This window comes from Aromatoleum sp. (assembly GCF_035254505.1).
GTDB lineage: Bacteria > Pseudomonadota > Gammaproteobacteria > Burkholderiales > Rhodocyclaceae > Aromatoleum.
The window spans coordinates 44,910-65,909 of record NZ_DATFAO010000073.1 but is presented as its reverse complement, the minus strand read 5'-3'; the positions used below and the strand labels follow the sequence as shown (position 1 = coordinate 65,909).

Sequence of the window (21,000 nt, the reverse complement as noted above, 5' to 3'; positions counted from 1 at the left end):
GGATCGTGCCCGGCTGGAAGCGCAGCTCGTCGTGCGAGCCGAGCAGGCGCAGCACGTACTGATCGCCGGTCCAGTTGCCATATTGATCGTAGCCGCCCGGCTCCCGTACCAGCATCACCTGGTCCGGGGCGATCGTCGGGCCGGTGACGATGCGGTTCTGATCGATCCACGAGCCGGAGTCAACGATCGTGTCCGAGCCGCCGCCGGCGGCCAAGACGTAGGTGTCGGCCCCCGCGCCGCCGTCGAGGTGGTCGTTGCCGGCCCCGCCATCGAGCACGTCCGCGCCGCCGTTGCCCATCAGCCAGTCGTTGCCCGCGCCGCCCAACTGCACGTCCGCGCCTTCGGTGCCCCACAGCTGATCGCTGCCATCGGTGCCTTGCTGCAGCTGAGTCTGCATCACGGCCTGGTCGATCGCGAGCGCGTCCCACACCGTCCCGTCGCCGAACTGGATCTCCTGGATCGTGCCGGGCATGAAGCGCAGTTCATCGTGCGAACCGAGCAGGCGCAACACATATTGGTCGCCGGTCCAGTTGCCGTATTGATCGTAGCTGCCCGGCTCACGCACCAGCATCACCTGATCCGTCGCGATGGTCGGGCCGGTGACGATGCGGTTCTGCTCCGTCCAGTAAGCGGGGCTGTCGACAATCGTGTCCGAGCCGCCGCCGGCGGCCAAGACGTAGGTGTCGGCCCCCGCGCCGCCGTCGAGGTGGTCGTTGCCGGCGCCGCCGTCGAGTACATCGGCGCCGCCGTTGCCGACGATCCAGTCGTTACCGGCCCCGCCCATCAGCACGTCCTTCCCGTCCGCACCCCACATGCATTCGTTGCCGTCGGTGCCTTGCTGGAGCTGCGTCTGCATCACGGCCTGGTCGATCGCGAGCGCGTCCCACACCGTGCCGTCACGGAACTGGATCTCCTGGATCGTTCCAAGGAAGAACCGCATTTCGACGTCGGAACCCAACAAGCGCGCAACACACTCGTTTGACTCAGGATCACGGTACAACACCAGCTGTTTCGGACTTATCGACGACGCAGTGACGATCCGGTTGTTGGCGCTGTCGATGACGAGCAGGCTATCAAGCATGTTGGATACTCGAAAATGGAGGGGTGATTCGGCGGAAAAGCCAGGGGGCGTGGCGGCATGTCGATTCATCTGTGAAGGTCCGAATCGTGCCTGCACAAATAACTACGGCATAATAATTTATGCCCGGTGCGCTGCGTGTACTTTTTACATCGCCGGTGCACTACTGCACATCGCACATCCAATTCGCGTGACACGAGCGCGCATCGCAGAACCGCAGCCAGCAAAGCTCGGCAGGCTCCGCTAACCCGAATCCGGTAAATGGGACACCGCCTTTCTAGGATTGTATGGAACGCACTTTGTACTCAGCATGTGCGCGTCAGGCGGAGCGAATAGCCTCAAACCGACCAGAACGTTTTCGCAAAATTATCGGTCTTCGGCCCTGGCACCGTAATCATTTCGTCATATCACGATGAGGAGCCATTGCGATGTCTATCGTTTCGAGGATCATGGGCATGTTTCGAAGCCCGGTAGCAGTATGGAATGACGGCGTCTATTTCCAGGTAGAACGCAATCTGAGGACGGGAAAATCGCTGATGTCGATATCCGTGACGGCGCCGAGCGAGCATGTCGAGAAACTGGAAGCCTTGCTGAAATCCCATTGCTACACATTGCTGGCCGATTACGCAGCGTCCCGCGTGGGGGAGCAGCCGAGCGGAGTCGTCGTGAACCTCCCCAAGAGACATTCCTGAATCCCGGACGGCGCCGGACGATCGGGGTCGCCAAGGTCCCTTCGTATGGGACCGCGCGGGATATGCTTTAATGGTGCCCACGATATCCCGGACGGCCGTCGCAAGCTTGAGGCCGCTTGAACACTTTCCGCGACCCCACGATGCGCATCACGTTAGTCCATCCCGCCGGCTTCAATTTCGTTCCCGGTCAACCGGATTTTTCCGTTCTCGCCAATCGCATGGCCCCGATCGGCATCATGCAGCTTGCAAGCTGGCTGGAGAAGTTCGGCCACAGCGTACAATTGCACGACTGCCTCGGCCCCTACGCGCCGGCAGGCATCGTGGCGAACGCCGAGATCGTGCTGGCAACAGAACCGGAACTCGTCGGTTTTTCGGCGACCACCTCGGGCTTCATGGATGCGGTCGACATGGCGCTCTACATTCGCGAGAGGCGTCCGGAGGTCAAGATCGTCTTCGGCAATGTCCATGTCTCGTCGCTGGGAGCGCCCATCCTCGAGCATTTCGCCGAGATCGACTATCTGGTGATCGGCGAGGGCGAAGGGGCCCTGCTCGACCTGGCAGACGGCAAGCCTCCGGCTGATATCGGCAACCTGGTCTGGCGCGACGAGAGCGGGAAGATCGTCGTCAATCCGCGCCGCGACCGCATCGTGGATCTCGACGAACTGCCCTTCCCCGCCTACGAGAAGCTCACCGGCTTTCCCCACGCCTACCATCTGCCCCTGTTTGCGTACGAAAAGCGCTACGGGGCGACGATGATCACTTCTCGCGGCTGCCCTTACACCTGCTCGTTCTGCGACCGTACCGTCTTCGAGCGCCTCTACAAGACCAATTCCGCGCAATACACTTACGAGCACATGAAGTACCTGCGGGACAGGTTCGGCGTCCATCACATCAATATGTACGACGACTTGTTCACCGCGAAGAAGCAGCGCGTGATGGACTTGTGCGAGATGCTGATCGAAAAGCCGCTCGGGGTGCAGTTCAACTGCGCGATCCGCACCGGCCACACCTCCGACGAGATGCTGCAGAAGCTCAAGCAGGCGGGCGCGCTAATGGTCTCGATGGGGATCGAGTCGGCTGACCCCGCGATGATGGAACGCCACAAGGCGGGGGTCACGCTCGACGCGGTGCGCGACACCGTGCGCCAGATCCATGCTGCGGGGTTACGCGCGAAGGGTTTATTCATCTTCGGCATGCCCGGCGAGACGCCCGAGACCGTGAAGACCACCAGCGATTTCATCCTCTCGCTCGATCTCGATGAAATGAACATGACTAAGTTCAGCCCGCTGCACGGCGCGCCGATCTGGGACGAATGCATGAGCGGTGTCGGCGGGGAGACGATCGAGGATTGGCGGCTGATGAATTGCTTGAATTTCGTCTACCTGCCGGAAGGCTTCTTCTCGCGCGAGGAAATGGACGCGCTCTACAACTGGCACGTCAAGCGCTTCTATGACAGCAAGGGCTACCGTCGCCGTTTTGCCAAACGCCTATGGCAGCACCGCTGGAGCCTATGGCACGTGTTGAAGCATCTGCCGGAGACCGTCGCCGCGGCCCGGTATTTCAGCTCGAACAAGGAACAGATCGAGCAGGCGAAGCGCGAATTTAAGCTTCACCCTCGGCAGCCGCAGGGGCTGAAACCCCAGTTGTCCAGTGACCTTCAGATCGATAACGTCGTTGCGATGTCACCGGTCAAGTTGACGCGCCGGCAGGCGATGCAGGCCGTGGCGCCGGACTGATCAGAACAATCAGAACAGCCAGGGGATGAAGCGGCGGGTGCTGCGCATGTAGTCGATATAGGCCTGGCCGAAGTAGGCGATGCATTCCTTCTCATCGGCCAACGCGGTCAACAGCAGGGACCCGGTGGCAAACAGCGCAAGGCCGAAACCCAGCCAGCTGGCGGCGCGGAAGAACATGCCCCAGTCGAGGCCGAGCAGCGCACTATACATCGGGTGGCGGATCAGGCCGAAAACGCCGCCGGTAATGAGCTCAGTCGTCTTTTCCCAACCATAGAGCGATGTGTCCTCGCTGCGGGCGACGTCGCTCTTGCCCTTGCGGCGCAGCTCGATGAAGCCGAACAGTAGCGGCAGCACGCTCAGCTGCAACAGGCTTTCGGAAAACATCTGATCGCCCGCTGCATTGCGATTGAGGATGGTTAGCGCAAGGATCGATTCCCAGGCAAAGAAGCGGTAGAAGCCATGGCTGCCCGGATTACGCAGCGGCTTGCGCGACAACCACAGCAAGCCGGCCGTCCCTGAGACGAAAAGGGGCAGATCGGAAATCGGCAGACTCATATGCTCTTCCGCTAAACAATGACGGAGAGTTTACTGTGCTTTACGGCCGGACGGAGCGAAAGACGAGGACTGCGTTGCTTCCGCCGAAGGCAAACGAATTGGACAGTGCAGCACAAGGCGCGCTGCCGCGCCGCGCGACGGTGAGGTGATCGACTCCGACGCAGGCCGGATCGAGATTGTCCGCCAGGTTGCGGGTCGGCGGAAGGACATCTTCGCGCAACGCGAGCACGGTGGCGATTGCCTCGATGGCACCGGCAGCCCCGAGCAGGTGGCCGTGCATGGACTTGGTCGCGCTGACCGGTAAGGTCGCGGCGCGCTCGCCGAAGACTGCTTTCAGCGCGGCGATCTCAATCGGATCGCCTTCGGCCGTGGCCGTGCCGTGGGCATTGACGTAACCGATATCGTCGGGCGTCAGGCCGCCATCGGCGAGGCCTGCATGCAGCGCGCGGACTTGTCCCGCGGCCTCGGGGCGCACCAGGTGAGTATGGTCGCAGCTTGCGCCGTAGCCGACGATCTCGCCGTGGATCGTCGCGCCTCGGGCGACTGCGTGCTCCCAGTCCTCGAGCACCAAGGCGGCGGCGCCTTCGCCGAGCACCAGCCCGCGGCGGTCGGCGGCGAAGGGGCGGCAGGCCGCAGGCGAGGTTTCGGCGTCGCCGGGCGCCATCACGCGCAGGGCTTCCCATGCACGGGCGACGCCGTAGGCCTGGGACACGTCTGAGCCGCCGGTCAGCATGACCGTGGCCTCGCCCGAGCGGACGCGACGGAAGGCCTCGCCGATCGCGACAGCCGACGAAGCGCAGGCGACGGTGTGACTGGCACTGACGCCGCCCAGGCCCAACTGGATCGAGATGTGGGCGTTGGCGGCGTTGTTCATGCCAAGCAGCACGGAAAGCGGAGACAGGCGTTCGCGGCCGCGCTGCCACAGCTCCCGGTAGCCCTTCTCATACGCCAGGGTGCCTCCGAGGGCAGTGCCCCAGGAGACGCCCCAGTCATCGCGCGATTCGTCGCCGACGGCGCGCGGCAGGCCCGCGTCATCCCATGCATCAAATGCGGCTGCCATGCCGAGCTGAGCGAAACGGTCCATCATCGACGCCAGCGGTCTGCCCAGCGCGACGTCCGGGTCGAACGTCGGGCACGAAACGAAAGGGATCGACAAGGGGCGCGGCTGGTCGTCCGTGAGCAGGTGGCGGATTGCCGATTCGCCCGCGCACAGACGCGAGAAGAAATCGGCGAGGTCGCCGCCGTAGGGGCTGACCAGGCCAAGGCCGGTGATCGCAACCCGACGCCCGACCACGTGTCAAGCCGCCTGGCGAGTGCTGATCAGACCGTCCATCGTCGCCGCCATTTCGCCGACGCTGCGCGGGTTCTTGAGATCGGACGGCAGCTTGATGCCGAAGCGGTCCTCGAACTCGAACATCAGCTCAAGCATCATCAGCGAGTCTACGCCGAGGCCGTCGAGCGGCGCTTCCGAAACGACCTTTTCCGGCGCGACGCCGAGGCGCTCGCCGAGAAATTCACGAATGAGTTCAATGGAATCCATAGCGCGCGGATTTTAACTGAAAGCAGATGTTTCACATAGATTCGGCGGCGTTCCTGGCGGCCCGCCGATCTTTGATACTATCCTCGCCTGCTATGTCGACACTCTCCGTATTGCCGCTGGATGCGGCCTCGCGCCCTGCCTGGTTCCGCCAACTGGCGTCCCGCTTCGTCGTGCACTGGCCATTGAAAGCCGTCGCCACGATGGCCTTCATGACGATGTTCTTCTGGGCCTACTTCGCAATTCTCCGCCAGCCGATGTTGACGCCGACGACGATGCCCCGCCTCGCGGTCGATGCGTGGATCCCCTTCTCGACCGCAGCCTTTCCGGTTTACGCGAGCCTGTGGGTCTATGTATCGCTGCCGCCCGCCTTCATCGACAACCTGCGCCCGCTATGGTGGTTCGCAGTGTGGATGTCGGGGCTGTGCCTGTTCTGCCTCGGCATTTTTTGGTTCCTGCCGACGGCGGTTCCGGCCGCTGGCATCGATTGGTCGCTCTACCCGGAATTGGCGCTGATCAAACAGGTGGACGCCGCCGGCAACGCGTGTCCGTCGCTGCATGTGGCGTCGTCGGTGTTCGCCGCGCTGTGGCTCGAGCGCATCGCCCGTTCGGTGGGGGCGCCGGTGGCGCTGCGCTGGGGAAACGCGTTGTTCTGCGTGGCGATCCTGTGGTCGACGATGGCGACCCGCCAGCATGTCGCGCTCGACGTCGTGGCGGGCATCGTGGTCGGCTTGGCCTTCGCGCTGCCGTCGGTACGGCATGTCTCGCGGATCGCACCGCATGTGATCTGACGGTCCAGCAAGACGAACGGCGGATTACTCGGCCTCAGGCACCGGGACCGGCCGACCGTTCTTGAACGAGTACACCTTGCTCGGGGAATCCTTGAGGTCCCGCTTTTCGTCGAACTGGTAGCTTCCGGCGAGACCTTGGTAACTGATCGTCGCCAGCGCTGAGCGGAACTGTCTGGGTTCGATGGAGTTCGCCTTCTTCATGGCCTCGACAATGAGAAAGAGCGCGTCGTACATCGGACCCGCATAGGTCAGCGGATCGACGCCGAAGCGCTTCGTGTACTCGGCCCTGAACTGCCTGCCTTCATTGCTCTGGTCAAGGATCGCGCCCCACTGCGGGCAATACACCTTCCCGTCGACCGCCTCGCCCCCCACCTTTGCCATCTCTTCATTGCAGATCGCGTCGCCACCGAGCAGGTAGCCGTCCATCCCCAGCACCTTCATCTGGCGACGCAAGGGGCCTGCCTGCGCGTGGTAACCGGCGTAGAAAATGCCATCGGGATTGGCGGCCTTGATTCGGGTGAGAATCACTGCGAAATCGGTCGCCCTGTCCGTTGTGAATTCCCGGGCGACGATCTGAATGCCGTTCGCTTTCGCCGACTTGATGAATTCGTCGGCAATCCCCTGACCATATGCGGTTCTGTCGTCGATGACGGCGAGCTGGCGCGCTTTCAGATGCTTTGCGGCGAAAGCTGCCATTCTCGCGCCGGTGGCCAAATCGTTCGGGCCGATCCTGAAGACGAAGGGATATCCGAGCTGAGTGACCTTGGGGTTGGAGGCAACGGTCGCCATCACGATCCCGGCGTCATTCAGCACCTTCGCGATCGGAATCGCGACGCCCGAGTTGTAGGGGCCGAGAACTGCCTTGACTTCGGCATCGACGAGCCGCTGCGCGACTGCCATCCCGGTGCGCGGGTCTGCGGCGTCGTCTTCCGACATCAGCTCGAAGTGCAGCTTCTTGCCCGCCACGACTGTCCCCTGGGCGTTGAGGCGGTCTATCGCCATCCGCATGGCGTTCTCGTCATCCTTGCCCATGGCTGCTTGAGGCCCGGTCAGCGGGCCGGTCAGCCCGATCCTGACGACCGTTTCCTCGACGCCCCACGTTGTGAGTGACGCCAGACCGAGTGCGGCCGAAACCAGAAGCCTTGTGAAGAAATGACCTGCGCTGTTCATCCAGTCTCCGTGCAATCCCATCGCCTCCCGCGATTCTTGCAATGATGAACGATCCCCAGCCCGAAGTTGGGGGAATTTGCATTGGTGGGGTGGATGGCTCAGCTACGCGGGAATGTCGAAGGCACTCGTCGGGCGCAAAAAAACGGCCCGGGACACGAGGCCCCGGGCCGGTAGCCCTCTGGAGAGGAGGGGAGAACGCTGTGTGCGGGTCGGGCCTACTGCAGCTCGACCAGCAGATCCTTCGCCGCGACCTTGTCGCCGGGCTTCACGAACACGGCCTTGACGACGCCGTCGCGGTCGGCGGTGAGGGCCGTTTCCATCTTCATTGCCTCGATCGACACGAGCGGCGTGCCCTTGGCGATCTTTTGGCCGGCGTGCACGGCGACCGTCACGACGGCCCCTGGCATCGGGGCGCCGATGTGGTTGGGATTGGCCTCGTCGATCTTCGGATGGCGACGTCCGATGGGCGCGGCGCCGGCCTTTGGGATGCGTTGCAGGCGCGGCTGACCGTTGAGCTCGAAGAAGACCTTCACGCGGCCCTCCTCGTCCGGCGTGTCGCTGCTGCCGGTCTGGCGCACGATCAGGCTCTTGCCCTTTTCGATGTCGACGCTGATCTCTTCGCGGTCCTTTAGGCCGTAGAAGAACACGGGCGTGGGCAGCAGCGAGACGTCGCCGAAGCGTGCGTGGTGCGCAGCGTAGTCCTTGAAGACCTTGGGGTACATCAGCCAGGAGGCGAGATCGGTGTCGGAGATCTGGCGGCCCGTGGCGGTGGCGGCTTCGGCGCGGGCGGCGTCGAGGTCCACCTCGGGCAGGAAGTCCCCTGCCCTACCCTGCAGCGGTTCGGCGCCTTTCAGGACCTTGCGTTCGAGGTCCTTCGGGAAGCCGTCCGGCGGGAAGCCGAGTTCGCCCTTGAAGAGCGAGATGACCGACTCGGGGAAGGCGATTTCCTTGGCGGGGTCGCGCACTTCCTCGGGCGTAAGGTCGTTGGCGACCATGAAGAGCGCCATGTCGCCGACGACTTTCGAGGTCGGCGTGACCTTCACGATGTCGCCGAAGAGCTGGTTCACGTCCGCGTAGGACTGCGAGACTTCCGGCCAGCGGTGCTCGATGCCCATCGCACGGGCCTGCTCGCGCAGGTTGGTGTATTGGCCGCCGGGCATCTCGTGCTTGTACACGTCGGAGGTGCCGCAGCGGATGTCGGCCTCGAAAGGCGCGTAGGCGCGGCGGACGCCTTCCCAGTAGTGCGACAGCGACTGCATCGCGTCGAGGTCGAGCCCGGTGTCGCGATCGGAGCCGGCCAAGGCCGCGGCGATCGAGCCAAGGTTCGGTTGCGAGGTGAGCCCGCTCATCGCGTCCATCGCGCCATCGACCGCATCGACACCGGCTTCGATCGCGGCCAGCACGCTCGCGGCGGCGATGCCGGAGGTGTCGTGGGTGTGGAAGTGGATCGGCAGGCCGACTTCTTCCTTCAGCGCCTTCACTAGCGCACGGGCCGCGCGCGGCTTGCACACGCCGGCCATATCCTTGATGCCGAGGATGTGGGCGCCGGCCTTTTCGAGCTGCTTGGCGAGATTGACGTAGTACTGGAGGTTGTACTTCGGGCGGCTCGTGTCGAAGAGGTCGCCGGTGTAGCAGATCGTGCCTTCGCACAGCGCGCCGGCTTCATTCACGGCGTCCATCGCGACGCGCATGTTGTCGATCCAGTTGAGTGAATCGAACACGCGGAAGACGTCGATGCCCTCCTTCGCAGCCTGCTGCACGAAGTAGCGCACGACGTTGTCGGAGTAGTTGGTGTAGCCGACCGCGTTCGAGGCGCGCAGCAGCATCTGGAACAGCACGTTGGGCACGGCTTGGCGCAGACGCGCGAGGCGCTCCCACGGGTCTTCCTTGAGGAAGCGCAGCGCGACGTCGAAGGTGGCCCCGCCCCAACATTCGAGCGAGAAGAGCTCGGGCACGAGGCGCGCATAATGCGGCGCGATCTCGAGCATGTCGCGGGTGCGCATGCGGGTCGCGAAGAGCGACTGGTGGGCGTCGCGCATCGTCGTGTCGGTGAGGAGCACGCGCTTTTCGTTCTTCATCCACTCGGCGAAGCGCTGCGGGCCGAGATCCTTCAGGCGGTCGCGCGTGCCGGCGGGCGCGGGTGCGGAGAGGTCGACCACGGGCTTGATCGGCTTCGCGAGCGGAAGCTTCGGCGCTTGGCGGCCGGCCATCTCGGGGTTGCCGTTGACGCTGACTTCGCCGAGGAATTTCAGCAGCTTCGTCGCGCGGTCCTGGCGCTTCTGGAAGCGGAAAAGCTCGGGCGTGGTGTCGATGAAGCGCGTCGTGCATTCGCCGGACTTGAAGAGCGGATGCGCGATGACGTTCTCGAGGAACTGCAGGTTCGAGGAGACGCCGCGGATGCGGAATTCGCGCAGGCCGCGATCCATGCGGGAGATGGCTTCGTCCGGGCTGTGGCCCCAGGCGGTGACCTTCACGAGCAGGGAATCGTAGAAGGGGGTGATCACGGCGCCGGAGTAGGCGGTGCCGCCATCCAGACGCAGGCCGAAACCGGCGGCGCTGCGGTAGGCGGTGATGCGGCCGTAGTCGGGGGTGAAGCTGTTCTCCGGGTCTTCGGTGGTGACGCGGCACTGCAGCGCGTGGCCGTTGAGGCGGATGTTCGATTGCGCGGGGAGATAGGCATCCTCCGCGCCGATCCGTGCGCCTTCGGTGACGCGAATCTGCGCCTTGACGATGTCGACACCAGTGACCTGTTCGGTGACGGTGTGCTCGACCTGGATGCGCGGGTTCACTTCGATGAAGTAGAAGGCGCCGGTGTCGGCGTCCATCAGGAATTCGACGGTGCCGGCGTGGGTGTAGCGCGCGGCACGGCAGAGCTTCAGCGCGGCATCGCACAGTTCGGTGCGGCGGGACTCCTCGAGGTAAGGCGCGGGAGCGCGCTCGACGACCTTCTGGTTGCGCCGCTGCACGGAGCAGTCGCGCTCGAAGAGATGCACGAGGTTGCCGTGTGTGTCGCCCAGGATCTGCACTTCGACGTGGCGCGCGCGGCGCACCAGTTTCTCGAGGTACACCTCGTCGTTGCCGAAGGCGGCGAGCGCTTCGCGGCGGGCCACGTCGAGCAGGCCGGGGAGCTCTTCTTCCGTTTCGATCGCGCGCATGCCGCGGCCGCCGCCGCCCCAGCTCGCTTTCAGCATCAGCGGGTAGCCGACTTCGCGGGCGAGGCGCTTGATCTCGTCGAGGTCGCGCGGCAAGGCGCCCGTCGCAGGCACGACAGGGACCCCCGCGGCCATCGCCAGGTTGCGCGCGGCGACCTTGTTACCGAGGTCGCGCATGACTTGCGGCTGCGGGCCGATGAAGGCGATGCCGGCGGCGGCGCAGGCTTCGGCGAACTCGGGGTTCTCGGACAGGAAACCGTAGCCGGGGTGGATCGCATCGACGTGGGCGTCTTTCGCGACGCGGATGATGTCGGCAATGTCGAGGTAAGCGGCGATCGGCTTCTGGCCGTTGCCCACGAGGTAGGACTCGTCGGCCTTGAAGCGGTGCAGCGCGAAGCGGTCTTCGTTGGCGAAGATCGCCACGGTGCGGATACCCAGCTCGCTCGCGGCGCGGAACACGCGGATCGCGATTTCGCCGCGGTTGGCGACGAGGATGCTCTTGATCGGTTTCATGTAGTGCCCTGCGCTCCTCACATGCGTGGCTGGGGGTTGTTATTGGCGGATACGTCGGATGCCGGGCCGAGCATCGTCATCGAAACAGGCCGTCGTGAATTTAAGGCTCCGGGCGCTACAACAATGTCCGGTAATGGACATGTTCTTGCTGTTTTACGCCCATCACGGAAAGACAAGCCGCCGACGCGCTCCCGCCCGGTTTATGCGGCGCTCAGAATGCGGGCCTTCGCACGCATCTCCTCGTATTCGTCGTTCGCGTCCGAGTCGGCGGTGATGCCGCCGCCCACGCCATACTCCGCCCGGCCCGTCATGCCGTCTAGGGCCAGCGTGCGGATGGCGACATTGAAGACCGCGTCGCCGCCCGGTTTCAACAACCCGATGGCTCCGCAGTAGATGCCGCGTGGCTCGGCTTCGAGCCCGGCGATGATTTCCATCGCCTTGATCTTCGGCGCGCCGGTGATCGAGCCGCAGGGGAAAAGCGCCGCGAAGATGTCGGCGAGGTCCACGTTGGACCGCAGCTCGGCCGAGACGGTCGAAGTCATCTGGTGCACGGTGGGATAGGTTTCGATAGCGAAGAGATCGGGCACGCTGACGCTGTGGGGACGGGCGACTCGCGACATGTCATTGCGGATGAGATCCACGATCATCAGGTTCTCGGCGCGGTTCTTCGCGGACTCGCGCAAGGCATCCGCGCGCAGGCGGTCCTCTGTCGGGTCGCTCGCGCGCGGACTCGTGCCCTTCATCGGCTTCGAGATCAGGCGTTCGCCGTCGCGCCGGAAGAAGAGCTCCGGCGACAGCGACAGGATGCGGTGGCGCCCGAGGTCGAGCATCGCGCAGTAGCCGGTGGGCTGACGTGCACGCAGGTGTTGGTACAGCGCGTAAGGGTCGCCGTCGAAGCGGCCGCGCAGGCGGATGGTGTGGTTGATCTGGTACGCATCGCCCGCGCGGATGTGGTCGAGGATGCGGCCGATGTCGGCGTCGTAGCGGTCTCGCTCGACGCTGGGCTGCCAGTCGTCGCAGCGCACCGCAGCAGGCGGAACCGGGTCATCAGCGGCGGTCGGCGCATCGAACACACCGAACCACGCGAGCGGCAGGGAGGAGCGCGGACGGACGCGGAAGGCCGGGTCGAAGGCCGCGCCGGCTTCATAGGTCACGAAGCCGGCGACCCATTCCCCTGCCCGCGCGAGCGTGTCGGCTCGGGCGAGCACGGCAGGCACCGCTTCCGGGCGGTGGGCCACCAGCCGCAGGCGCGGGCGGGTGAAGTGGAGTGGCGCGGCGCCGACTGCGTCGGCGGGGAAGTCGAAGCGCAGATGTTGCATGATGCTCAGCGCAGCACCACGATGCGCAGTGCGTAGCGCGCGCACTCATTCGATACGGGCGACATCTTCCTTGACCTCCTGGTTGCGGGCGGCGGCATGTTGTCGGGCGCGGGTGTGTTCGCCGCGGTTGGTGGTGCGTTCGATGCCGACCGCCGTCGCGAAGCGGCTGACGCGCTGCTTGTAGAGGCCAACCGACACTTCCTGCACGCGCGGATCGAGGTCGAAGGCGAAGTCGAAGACTTCGTTGACGCGCGTCTCCAGCAGCGGCGTATGGCGCGTGCGCGGCCATTCGGTGACGAGCCAACGGCACAACGGCTCATAGTCGAGGCAGCCGTCGAGGTCGTCCGGCACCGCCGGCGCCAAGCCCGTCAGGGTCACGGACACCCAAACCGGCTGCGCCTCACGCTCGTCCTCGTATAGACCGACCGCAAGGAGCGTTTCCAGCCGGTCGATCTTGACGTTCCAGATCGCATTCATGGCGCTCAGCCCCCGATGACGCCGCGCGCTTGCAGGTCGGCGTGGTAGGACGAACGCACCATCGGGCCGGACGCGACGTGGCGGAAACCCATCTTCTCGCCGACGACGCGCAGTTCGTCGAATTCGGCCGGCGTCACGTACCGGCGCACCGGCAGGTGGTGCAGGCTCGGCTGCAGGTACTGGCCGATCGTCACCATGTCGACCTTGTGCGCTCGCAGGTCGGCGAGCGTTGCCTCGATCTCCTCGCGCGTCTCCCCCACACCCAGCATCAGGCCGGACTTGGTGGCGACCTCGGGGTGGCGCGCCTTGAAGGCTTCGAGCAGGTCGAGGGAATGTTCATAGTCGGCGCCGGGACGGACCTCGCGGTAGAGGCGCGGCACGGTCTCGATGTTGTGGTTGAAGACGTCGGGCGGGACGGCGGTGAGCACGTCGAGCGCGAGTTCGACGCGGCCACGGAAGTCCGGCGTCAGGACTTCGACGGTGATGCCGGGGTTCGCTTCGCGCACCTCGCGGATGCAGTCGGCGAAATGCTGGGCGCCGCCGTCGCGCAGGTCGTCGCGGTCGACGGACGTGATCACGACGTATTTCAGGCGCATGCCGGTGACGGTCTGCGCGAGGTTCTTCGGTTCTTCAGGGTCGAGCGGCAGCGGACGGCCGTGGCCCACATCGCAGAACGGGCAGCGCCGGGTGCAGATCGCACCCATGATCATGAAGGTCGCCGTGCCGTGGTTGAAGCATTCACCCAGGTTCGGGCAGTTGGCTTCCTCGCACACGGTGTGCAGGCGGTTCTCGCGCAGCGTGCCGGTGAGTTGACGCACGCTCTTCGTGCCGCGGAAGGCGGCGCGGATCCATTCGGGCTTGCGCAGCTGCTCGGCGGGCGTGATCGGGACGATCTTGATCGGAATGCGCGCGGTCTTGTCGGCGCCGCGCTGCTTGATTCCGGTCTGCGGGGTGGGGGTGCTTGCGTTCTGCATCAGAGTGACTCCGGCGGGCGACCTGCTCTCGAGGTCGCGATCCAAGGGTGTATTGATCGGCGATTGAGAGCCGGGTCGCCCGTTACATCAGCCGCGGTAGTAGCGTTGCGGCACGAAGGGCGTGCTGGCGACTTCCATCGGGACCGGCTTGCCGCGGACGATCGCGGAGAGCTGGGTGCCGACCTTGGCCAACGCGGTTTCGACGTAGCCCATCGCGACCGGCGCTTCCAGCGTCGGGCCGAAGCCGCCGCTGGTCACGACGCCGACCTTGCGACCGCTGGCATCGACAATCTCGGAGCCTTCGCGCACCGGGACGCGAGCCAGGGGACGCAGGCCGATACGCTTGCGCGACACGCCGTTGGCGATGTGGCCGAGGATGACATCCGCGCCCGGGTAGCCGCCGGGACGGGCGCCACCGGCGCGGCGAGGTTTGGACAGCGCCCACAGCAGGCTGCTCTCGACCGGCGACGTGTTGACGTCGAGATCATGGCCGTACAGGCAGAGGCCCGCTTCGAGGCGCAGCGAATCGCGCGCGCCGAGTCCGATGGGGGCGACTTCCGGCTGGGCGAGCAGTTCGCGCGCCAGGGCCTCGGCCTCGTCGGCGGGCACCGAGATCTCGAAGCCGTCTTCGCCGGTGTAGCCGGAGCGGCTGACGAAGCACTTGGCGCCCGCGAGCGTGACGGTTGCGGTCGTCATGAACACCATCTCGGCGGTTTCGGGCGCGAGGCGGGCCAGCACTGCACCCGCGGCGGGACCCTGGAGCGCGAGCAGCGCGCGGTCTTCCAGCACCTCGACCTTGCAGCGGCCGGACAGGTGCTTCTGCATGTGGGCGATGTCCTGCGCCTTGCATGCGGCGTTCACCACCACGAACAGGCGGTCACCGAAGTTCGCGACCATCAGGTCGTCCATCACGCCGCCCTGCTCGTTCGTGAAGAGCGCGTAGCGCTGCATGCCTTCGGGCAGGTCGATGATGTCGACCGGCACCAGGGTTTCCAGCGCCGCGGCGGCTTCCGGGCCGACGAGGAAGACCTGCCCCATGTGCGACACGTCGAACAGGCCGGCCTGCGTGCGGGTGTGGGTGTGTTCCTTGATGATCCCTGTCGGGTACTGGACGGGCATCTCGTAGCCGGCGAAGGGCACCATCTTGGCGCCGAGGGAGACGTGAAGGTCGTACAGCGGGGTGCGCAGCAGCGGTGCGTCGGAGTGGTTGTCGCTCATCATGATTCCTTTAGTGTCGGGATGTCAGGGGTGGATCAGCATTCGATGACGTTCACGGCTAGGCCGCCGCGCGCCGTTTCCTTGTATTTGAGCTTCATGTCGGCGCCGGTGTCGCGCATGGTCTTGATGACCTTGTCGAGCGACACGAAGTGCTTGCCGTCGCCGCGCAGCGCCATCCGGGCAGCGTTGATCGCCTTGATCGAGCCCATTGCGTTGCGCTCGATGCAGGGAACTTGCACGAGCCCGCCGACGGGATCGCAGGTGAGGCCGAGGTTGTGCTCCATGCCGATCTCCGCCGCGTTCTCGACCTGCTCGGGGGTGCCACCGAGCACTTCAGCGAGCGCGCCGGCGGCCATCGAGCAGGCAACGCCCACTTCGCCCTGGCAGCCGACTTCGGCGCCGGAGATCGAAGCATTCTCCTTGTAGAGGATGCCGATCGCCGCCGCAGTGAGCAGGAAGCGGATCACGCCCTCCTCGTTCGCGCCGGGCACGAAGCGGCTGTAGTAATGCAGCACCGCCGGAACGATGCCGGCCGCGCCGTTCGTGGGCGCGGTGACGACGCGTCCGCCGGTCGCGTTTTCCTCGTTGACCGCGAGCGCGTAGAGATTGACCCAGTCCATCACGGTCAGCGGATCGCGCAGCGAGGCTTCCGGCGCGCTCGCAAGCTTGCGATACCACTCGGCCGCACGGCGCTTCACCTGCAGGCCGCCGGGCATGATGCCTTCCTTCTCGCAGCCACGCCGCACGCACAGCTGCATGACGTCCCAGATGCGCAGCAGGCCCGACCGTGTCTCGGCATCGGTGCGCCAGGCGCGCTCGTTCTCCAGCATCAGCTGGCTGATCGACAGCTCCTTTTCGCGGCATTGCGCGAGCAGTTCGTCGCCGCTGCGGTAAGGATGCGCGAGCGGCGTGGTATCGGCGACGATGCGGTCCGCGCCGGCCGCGCTCTCATCGACGACGAAGCCGCCCCCGACCGAGTAATACACCTTCTGCCGCAGCACTTCGCCTGCCGCGTCAACGGCGGCGATGCGCATGCCGTTGGGATGGAAGGGCAGCGACTGCCGACGGTGCATGATGAGATGATCACGCTCGACGAAGGGGATCGGACGTTCGCCGGCGAGCATCAGGCACTGTTCGCCGCGGATGCGGGCGAGCTTGCCCTCGACCTGCTCCGGATCGACGAGGTCAGGTGCCTCGCCTTCCAGGCCTAGCAGCACGGCCTTGTCGCTGCCGTGGCCCTTGCCGGTGGCCCCGAGCGAGCCGAAGAGCTCGGCCTTCACACTCGCGACACGATCGAGCAGGCCGGCCTCGCGCAGCCCGAGCACGAAGACCTGCGCCGCCCGCATCGGCCCGACCGTGTGCGAGGACGACGGGCCGATGCCGATTTTGAACAGATCGAAGACACTGATTGCCATTTTTGTCTGCCTGGAATGCTTAACGGGTTTGCGGGGCCGGGGCGAGTTCGCTGCCCTTGTTCGAGTTCGCCGACATGCGGTAGCCGATTGTCAGCAGCAGGAACCAGTTTTGCCGAAAAGCTGCGGTCTCTCCCTGCCGCGGAAGGGGACGCCCTGGGCGCCCCTTATTCTTCTTTTTTAACGGCCGTACACCGGGAAGCGCGCGCACAGCGCGGACACCTTCGCCCGCACCGCGTCGATCACTGCCGGGTTCTCGACGTCGTCGAGCACGTCGCAGATCCAGCCGGCGAGTTCCTTCACCTCGGCGACGCCGAAACCGCGCGTGGTCGCGGCCGGCGTCCCGATGCGGATGCCGCTCGTGACGAAGGGCGACTGCGGATCGTTCGGCACGGTGTTCTTGTTCACCGTGATGTGGGCGGCGCCCAGTGCGGCGTCGGCGGCCTTGCCGGTGATGCCCTTGGCGATCAGGTCGACCAGGAAGAGGTGGTCGTCCGTGCCGCCGGAGACGATCTTGTAGCCGCGTTCGACGAACACGCTCGCCATCGCGCGGGCGTTGGCGATCACCTGCTGCTGGTACGCCTTGAACGAGGGGTCGAGCGCTTCCTTGAAAGCCACCGCCTTCGCCGCGATGACGTGCATCAGCGGACCGCCCTGGGTGCCAGGGAAGACCATCGAGGCGATCTTCTTCTCGATGTCGGCGTTGGCGCGGCCGAGGATGATGCCGCCGCGCGGACCGCGCAGCGTCTTGTGCGTGGTGCTGGTGACGATGTCGGCAAAGGGCACCGGGCTGGGGTACAGGCCCGCGGCGACGAGGCCGGCGACGTGGGCCATGTCGACGAAGAGCAGCGCGCCGACCTTGTCCGCGATCGCGCGGAAGCGCGGGAAGTCGAGGTGGCGGGCGTAGGCCGAGAAGCCGGCGACAATCATCTTCGGCTTGCACTCGACGGCCAGCGCCTCAAGCGCGTCGTAGTCGATGACGCCGTCGTCGGTGACGCCGTACTGCACCGCATTGAAGATCTTGCCGGAGAAGTTCACCTTCGCGCCGTGGGTCAGGTGACCGCCGTGCGCGAGGCTCATGCCGAGGATCGTCTCACCCGGCTGCAGCAGCGCGAAATACACCGCCGCGTTGGCCTGCGAGCCCGAATGCGGCTGCACGTTGACCCAGTCCGCGCCGAAGAGCTGCTTCGCGCGGTCGATCGCGAGCTGCTCGACGACGTCGACATGCTCGCAGCCGCCGTAGTAGCGCCTGCCCGGATAGCCCTCGGCGTACTTGTTGGTCAGCACCGTGCCCTGCGCCTGCATCACGCGCGGGCTCGCGTAGTTCTCGGACGCGATCAGCTCGATGTGGTCTTCCTGGCGGTGACGCTCGGATTCGATGGCGCCCCACAATTCGGGGTCGAATCCGTCGATCTGCATGGATTTTTCGAACATTTCATTATCTCCTTCGGCTTATTGTTCGTAGTCGGACATCGGCGGGCAGGCGCACACGAGGTTGCGGTCGCCATACACGTTGTCTACCCGGCCGACCGGCGACCAGTACTTGTTCGCGCGCAGGCTCGCGAGCGGATACACGGCCTCTTCGCGGCTGTACGGGTGGGGCCACTCGCCGGCGATGGCTTCCGCGGTGTGCGGGGCGTTGACCAGCGGGTTGTCCTTGGGGTCGTACTCGCCGCTGCCGACCTTGGCGATCTCCTGGCGGATCGCGATCATCGCGTCGCAGAAGCGGTCGAGTTCTTCCTTGGACTCGCTCTCGGTCGGCTCGATCATCAGCGTGCCGGGCACCGGGAAGGACATCGTCGGCGCGTGGAAGCCGAAGTCGATCAGGCGCTTGGCGACGTCATCGACAGTGACGCCGGTCGAGTCCTTGAGCGGACGCAGGTCGATGATGCACTCGTGCGCCACCATGCCGTTCTCGCCGCGATACAGCACCGGGTAGTGCGGATCGAGGCGCTCGGCCATGTAGTTCGCGTTCAGGATTGCCATCACGGTCGCGTCGCGCACGCCGTCGCGGCCCATCAGCGTGATGTACGTCCAGGTGATCGGCAGGATGCTGGCGCTGCCGTACGGAGCGGCCGCGACCGCGCCGATGCCCTTGAGGCCGCCCGTGGTGTTGCCCGGGAGGAAGGGCGCGAGGTGCGACTTGACGCCGATCGGGCCGACGCCCGGTCCGCCGCCGCCGTGCGGGATGCAGAAGGTCTTGTGCAGGTTCAGGTGCGACACGTCGCCGCCGAACTTGCCCGGCCCGCACAGGCCGACCATCGCGTTCATGTTGGCGCCGTCGATGTACACCTGGCCGCCGTAGGAATGCACGATCTCGGTGATCTCGCGGATCGCCGTTTCGAACACGCCATGCGTCGAGGGGTAGGTGATCATGATCGCCGCGAGCTTCTCCGCGTGCTGCTCGGCCTTGGCCTTCAGGTCGGCGACATCGACGTTGCCATTGTCGTCGCAGGCGACGACGACCACGCGCATACCAGCCATGTTGGCGGTCGCGGGGTTGGTGCCGTGGGCGGAGCTCGGGATCAGGCACACGTCACGATGCGCCTCGCCCCGGCTCGCGTGGTAGGCGCGGATCGCCAGCAGACCGGCGTATTCACCCTGCGAGCCGGCGTTCGGCTGCAGCGACACGGCGTCGTAGCCGGTGCAGGCGCACAGCATCTGCTCCAGTTCGGCGGTGAGCTGGGCGTAGCCCTGGGTCTGGTAGGCCGGCGCGAAGGGATGGATGCCGCCGAACTCGCGCCAGGTCACGGGAATCATCTCGGTGGTCGCGTTGAGCTTCATCGTGCACGAACCCAGCGGGATCATCGTGCGGTCGAGCGCGAGGTCCTTGTCCGCCATCGCGCGCAGGTAGCGCAGCATCTTGGTTTCGGACTGGTAGGCGCTGAACACCGGGTGCGTCAGGAACGCCGAGTTGCGCAGCTGGCCGGCCGGCAGGGCTTCGGGCGCGAGGTTCTCGACTTCTGCGAAGTCTGGCAACTGCGCCGGAGTGGCGGCGCCATTCGCGAACACCGCCCACAGCGCCTCGACGTCTTCGCGGGTCGTGGTTTCGTCGAGCGAGATGCCGACGGTCGTGGCGTCGATCTCGCGCAGGTTCATCTGCTTGGCCCGGGCAGCGGCATGGACGGCTGAGGCATCGGCGACGCGCACGGCGATCGTGTCGAAGAAGGACTTCGTGACGACTTCGGCCCCGACGCGGCGCAGGCCGGCGGCGAGGGTTGCGGTCAGGCGATGCACGCGGCGGGCGATCGCCGTCAGGCCCTTCGGACCGTGGTAGCAGGCGTACAGGCTCGCCATCACGGCCAGCAGCACTTGCGCGGTGCAGATGTTGGAGGTGGCCTTCTCGCGGCGGATGTGCTGTTCGCGCGTCTGCATCGCGAGGCGGTAGGCCTTCTTGCCGTGGCTGTCGATCGACACGCCGACGACACGGCCCGGCATCACGCGCTTGTGCGCGTCGAGGGTCGCGAAGTACGCGGCGTGCGGGCCGCCGAAGCCCAGCGGGATGCCGAAGCGCTGGGTGGTGCCGATCGCGACGTCCGCGCCGAGCTCACCCGGCGACTTCAGCAGCGTCAGCGCGAGGAGATCCGCCGCGACGACGACCAGCGCCTTCTTGGCGTGGGCGGCGGCGACGATGGCCGCGTAGTCGATAACTTCGCCGGTGCTGGCCGGGTACTGCAGCAGCACGCCGAAGAATTCATGCTTGTCGAGCTCGGTCGCGGGGTTACCAACGATGACCTCGAAACCCAGAGGTTCGGCGCGGGTACGCACGACTTCGATGGTCTGCGGGTGGCAGTCGCTCGAAACGAAAAAGGCCTTGGCCGGATTCTTCGAGAGACGCTGACAGAAGGTCATCGCCTCGGCCGCCGCGGTCGCTTCGTCGAGCAGCGAGGCGTTGGCGATTTCCATGCCCGTCAGGTCGGTGATCATCGTCTGGAAGTTGAGCAGCGCTTCCAGACGGCCCTGCGAGATTTCCGGCTGGTACGGCGTATAGGCGGTGTACCAGGCCGGGTTCTCGAGGACGTTGCGCAGCACGACGCCAGGGGTGTAGGTGTCGTAGTAGCCGGTGCCGATGAACGAACGGAATACCCGGTTCTTCCCCGCGATCTCGCGCAGCTGGGCGAGCGCAGCGGCCTCGCTCAGGCCTTCGGGGAGAGGGAGGGGCGAAGGCGACAGGATCGAGGCCGGGATCACCTTGTCGATGAGCTGGTCGAGCGAATCGAGGCCGAGGGCGGCGAGCATCGCCTGCGTCTCGGCCGCGTCCGGGCCGACGTGGCGGCCGACGAAATCGTCGCGCTGCTCGAGCTGCGCGAGCGTCGCGGGGAAGCGGGTATCGTTCATGTTCATGGCGGGGCTATGTCCGTTGGGAGTCGGAGGTG

At 65.6% G+C, this 21,000-nt stretch carries 16 protein-coding genes; 3 read left to right on the top strand and 13 right to left on the bottom strand.

Translation table 11 applies throughout. From position 1 onward, the window contains the following. Nucleotides 1-1,081: calcium-binding protein (locus VJ673_RS14855; RefSeq protein WP_324126911.1), on the bottom strand; the 1,081-nt coding region annotated here is incomplete at its 3' end. A gap of 425 nt (nucleotides 1,082-1,506) precedes the next feature. Between VJ673_RS14855 and VJ673_RS14850 the strand changes: the two genes are divergently transcribed. Next, a complete protein-coding gene (locus VJ673_RS14850; protein ID WP_324126910.1) occupies nucleotides 1,507-1,770 on the top strand; it encodes a hypothetical protein in 264 nt (87 codons plus the stop codon). Nucleotides 1,771-1,886: 116 nt separating this feature from the next. After that, nucleotides 1,887-3,506 (top strand): B12-binding domain-containing radical SAM protein, encoded by a 1,620-nt coding sequence (locus VJ673_RS14845; RefSeq protein WP_324126909.1) that lies wholly within the window; start codon nucleotides 1,887-1,889, stop codon nucleotides 3,504-3,506. A gap of 9 nt (nucleotides 3,507-3,515) precedes the next feature. Here the strand turns inward: VJ673_RS14845 and VJ673_RS14840 are convergent, their stop codons facing one another. From VJ673_RS14840 to VJ673_RS14830, 3 genes are read right to left on the bottom strand one after another with little or no spacing between them, the layout of a single operon-like run. Continuing rightward, the gene (locus tag VJ673_RS14840) at nucleotides 3,516-4,061 is read right to left on the bottom strand and encodes a methyltransferase family protein (RefSeq protein WP_324126908.1); all 546 of its coding nucleotides are present in this window, start codon (nucleotides 4,059-4,061) and stop codon (nucleotides 3,516-3,518) included. 40 nt (nucleotides 4,062-4,101) lie between these two features. Continuing rightward, a complete protein-coding gene (locus tag VJ673_RS14835; protein WP_324126907.1) occupies nucleotides 4,102-5,355 on the bottom strand; it encodes a beta-ketoacyl-[acyl-carrier-protein] synthase family protein in 1,254 nt (417 codons plus the stop codon). Nucleotides 5,356-5,358: 3 nt separating this feature from the next. Beyond that, nucleotides 5,359-5,601, bottom strand: a complete 243-nt coding sequence (locus tag VJ673_RS14830; protein WP_324126906.1) for an acyl carrier protein — start codon at nucleotides 5,599-5,601, stop codon at nucleotides 5,359-5,361. Nucleotides 5,602-5,693: 92 nt separating this feature from the next. Between VJ673_RS14830 and VJ673_RS14825 the strand changes: the two genes are divergently transcribed. Then, nucleotides 5,694-6,389, top strand: coding sequence for a phosphatase PAP2 family protein (locus VJ673_RS14825; RefSeq protein WP_324126905.1), 696 nt, complete (start codon nucleotides 5,694-5,696; stop codon nucleotides 6,387-6,389). A 24-nt stretch (nucleotides 6,390-6,413) separates the two neighbouring features. Here the strand turns inward: VJ673_RS14825 and VJ673_RS14820 are convergent, their stop codons facing one another. The 9 genes from VJ673_RS14820 to gcvP form a co-directional block, all read right to left on the bottom strand. Continuing rightward, entirely contained in the window at nucleotides 6,414-7,559 is a 1,146-nt protein-coding gene (locus tag VJ673_RS14820; protein WP_324126904.1) for a branched-chain amino acid ABC transporter substrate-binding protein, read from the bottom strand. 215 nt (nucleotides 7,560-7,774) lie between these two features. Beyond that, nucleotides 7,775-11,224 carry a pyruvate carboxylase gene (locus VJ673_RS14815; RefSeq protein ID WP_324126903.1) on the bottom strand — a complete coding sequence of 1,150 codons (3,450 nt, stop codon included), beginning with the start codon at nucleotides 11,222-11,224 and terminating at the stop codon, nucleotides 7,775-7,777. Between the two features lie 200 nt (nucleotides 11,225-11,424). Then, entirely contained in the window at nucleotides 11,425-12,543 is a 1,119-nt protein-coding gene (gene pabB, locus VJ673_RS14810; protein ID WP_324126902.1) for an aminodeoxychorismate synthase component I, read from the bottom strand. 45 nt (nucleotides 12,544-12,588) lie between these two features. Next, the gene (locus tag VJ673_RS14805) at nucleotides 12,589-13,020 is read right to left on the bottom strand and encodes a dihydroneopterin aldolase (protein ID WP_324126901.1); all 432 of its coding nucleotides are present in this window, start codon (nucleotides 13,018-13,020) and stop codon (nucleotides 12,589-12,591) included. Between the two features lie 5 nt (nucleotides 13,021-13,025). Continuing rightward, entirely contained in the window at nucleotides 13,026-13,994 is a 969-nt protein-coding gene (gene lipA / locus VJ673_RS14800; protein WP_324126900.1) for a lipoyl synthase, read from the bottom strand. An 87-nt stretch (nucleotides 13,995-14,081) separates the two neighbouring features. Next, nucleotides 14,082-15,212 carry a glycine cleavage system aminomethyltransferase GcvT gene (gene gcvT / locus VJ673_RS14795; protein ID WP_324126899.1) on the bottom strand — a complete coding sequence of 377 codons (1,131 nt, stop codon included), beginning with the start codon at nucleotides 15,210-15,212 and terminating at the stop codon, nucleotides 14,082-14,084. A gap of 35 nt (nucleotides 15,213-15,247) precedes the next feature. Beyond that, entirely contained in the window at nucleotides 15,248-16,627 is a 1,380-nt protein-coding gene (locus VJ673_RS14790; RefSeq protein ID WP_324126898.1) for an L-serine ammonia-lyase, read from the bottom strand. A gap of 177 nt (nucleotides 16,628-16,804) precedes the next feature. Next, complete coding sequence (gene glyA, locus VJ673_RS14785) at nucleotides 16,805-18,058, bottom strand: serine hydroxymethyltransferase (protein ID WP_324126897.1); 1,254 nt, start codon at nucleotides 18,056-18,058, stop codon at nucleotides 16,805-16,807. An 18-nt stretch (nucleotides 18,059-18,076) separates the two neighbouring features. Next, the gene (gcvP, locus tag VJ673_RS14780) at nucleotides 18,077-20,968 is read right to left on the bottom strand and encodes an aminomethyl-transferring glycine dehydrogenase (protein WP_324126896.1); all 2,892 of its coding nucleotides are present in this window, start codon (nucleotides 20,966-20,968) and stop codon (nucleotides 18,077-18,079) included. Nucleotides 20,969-21,000: the final 32 nt, after the last annotated feature.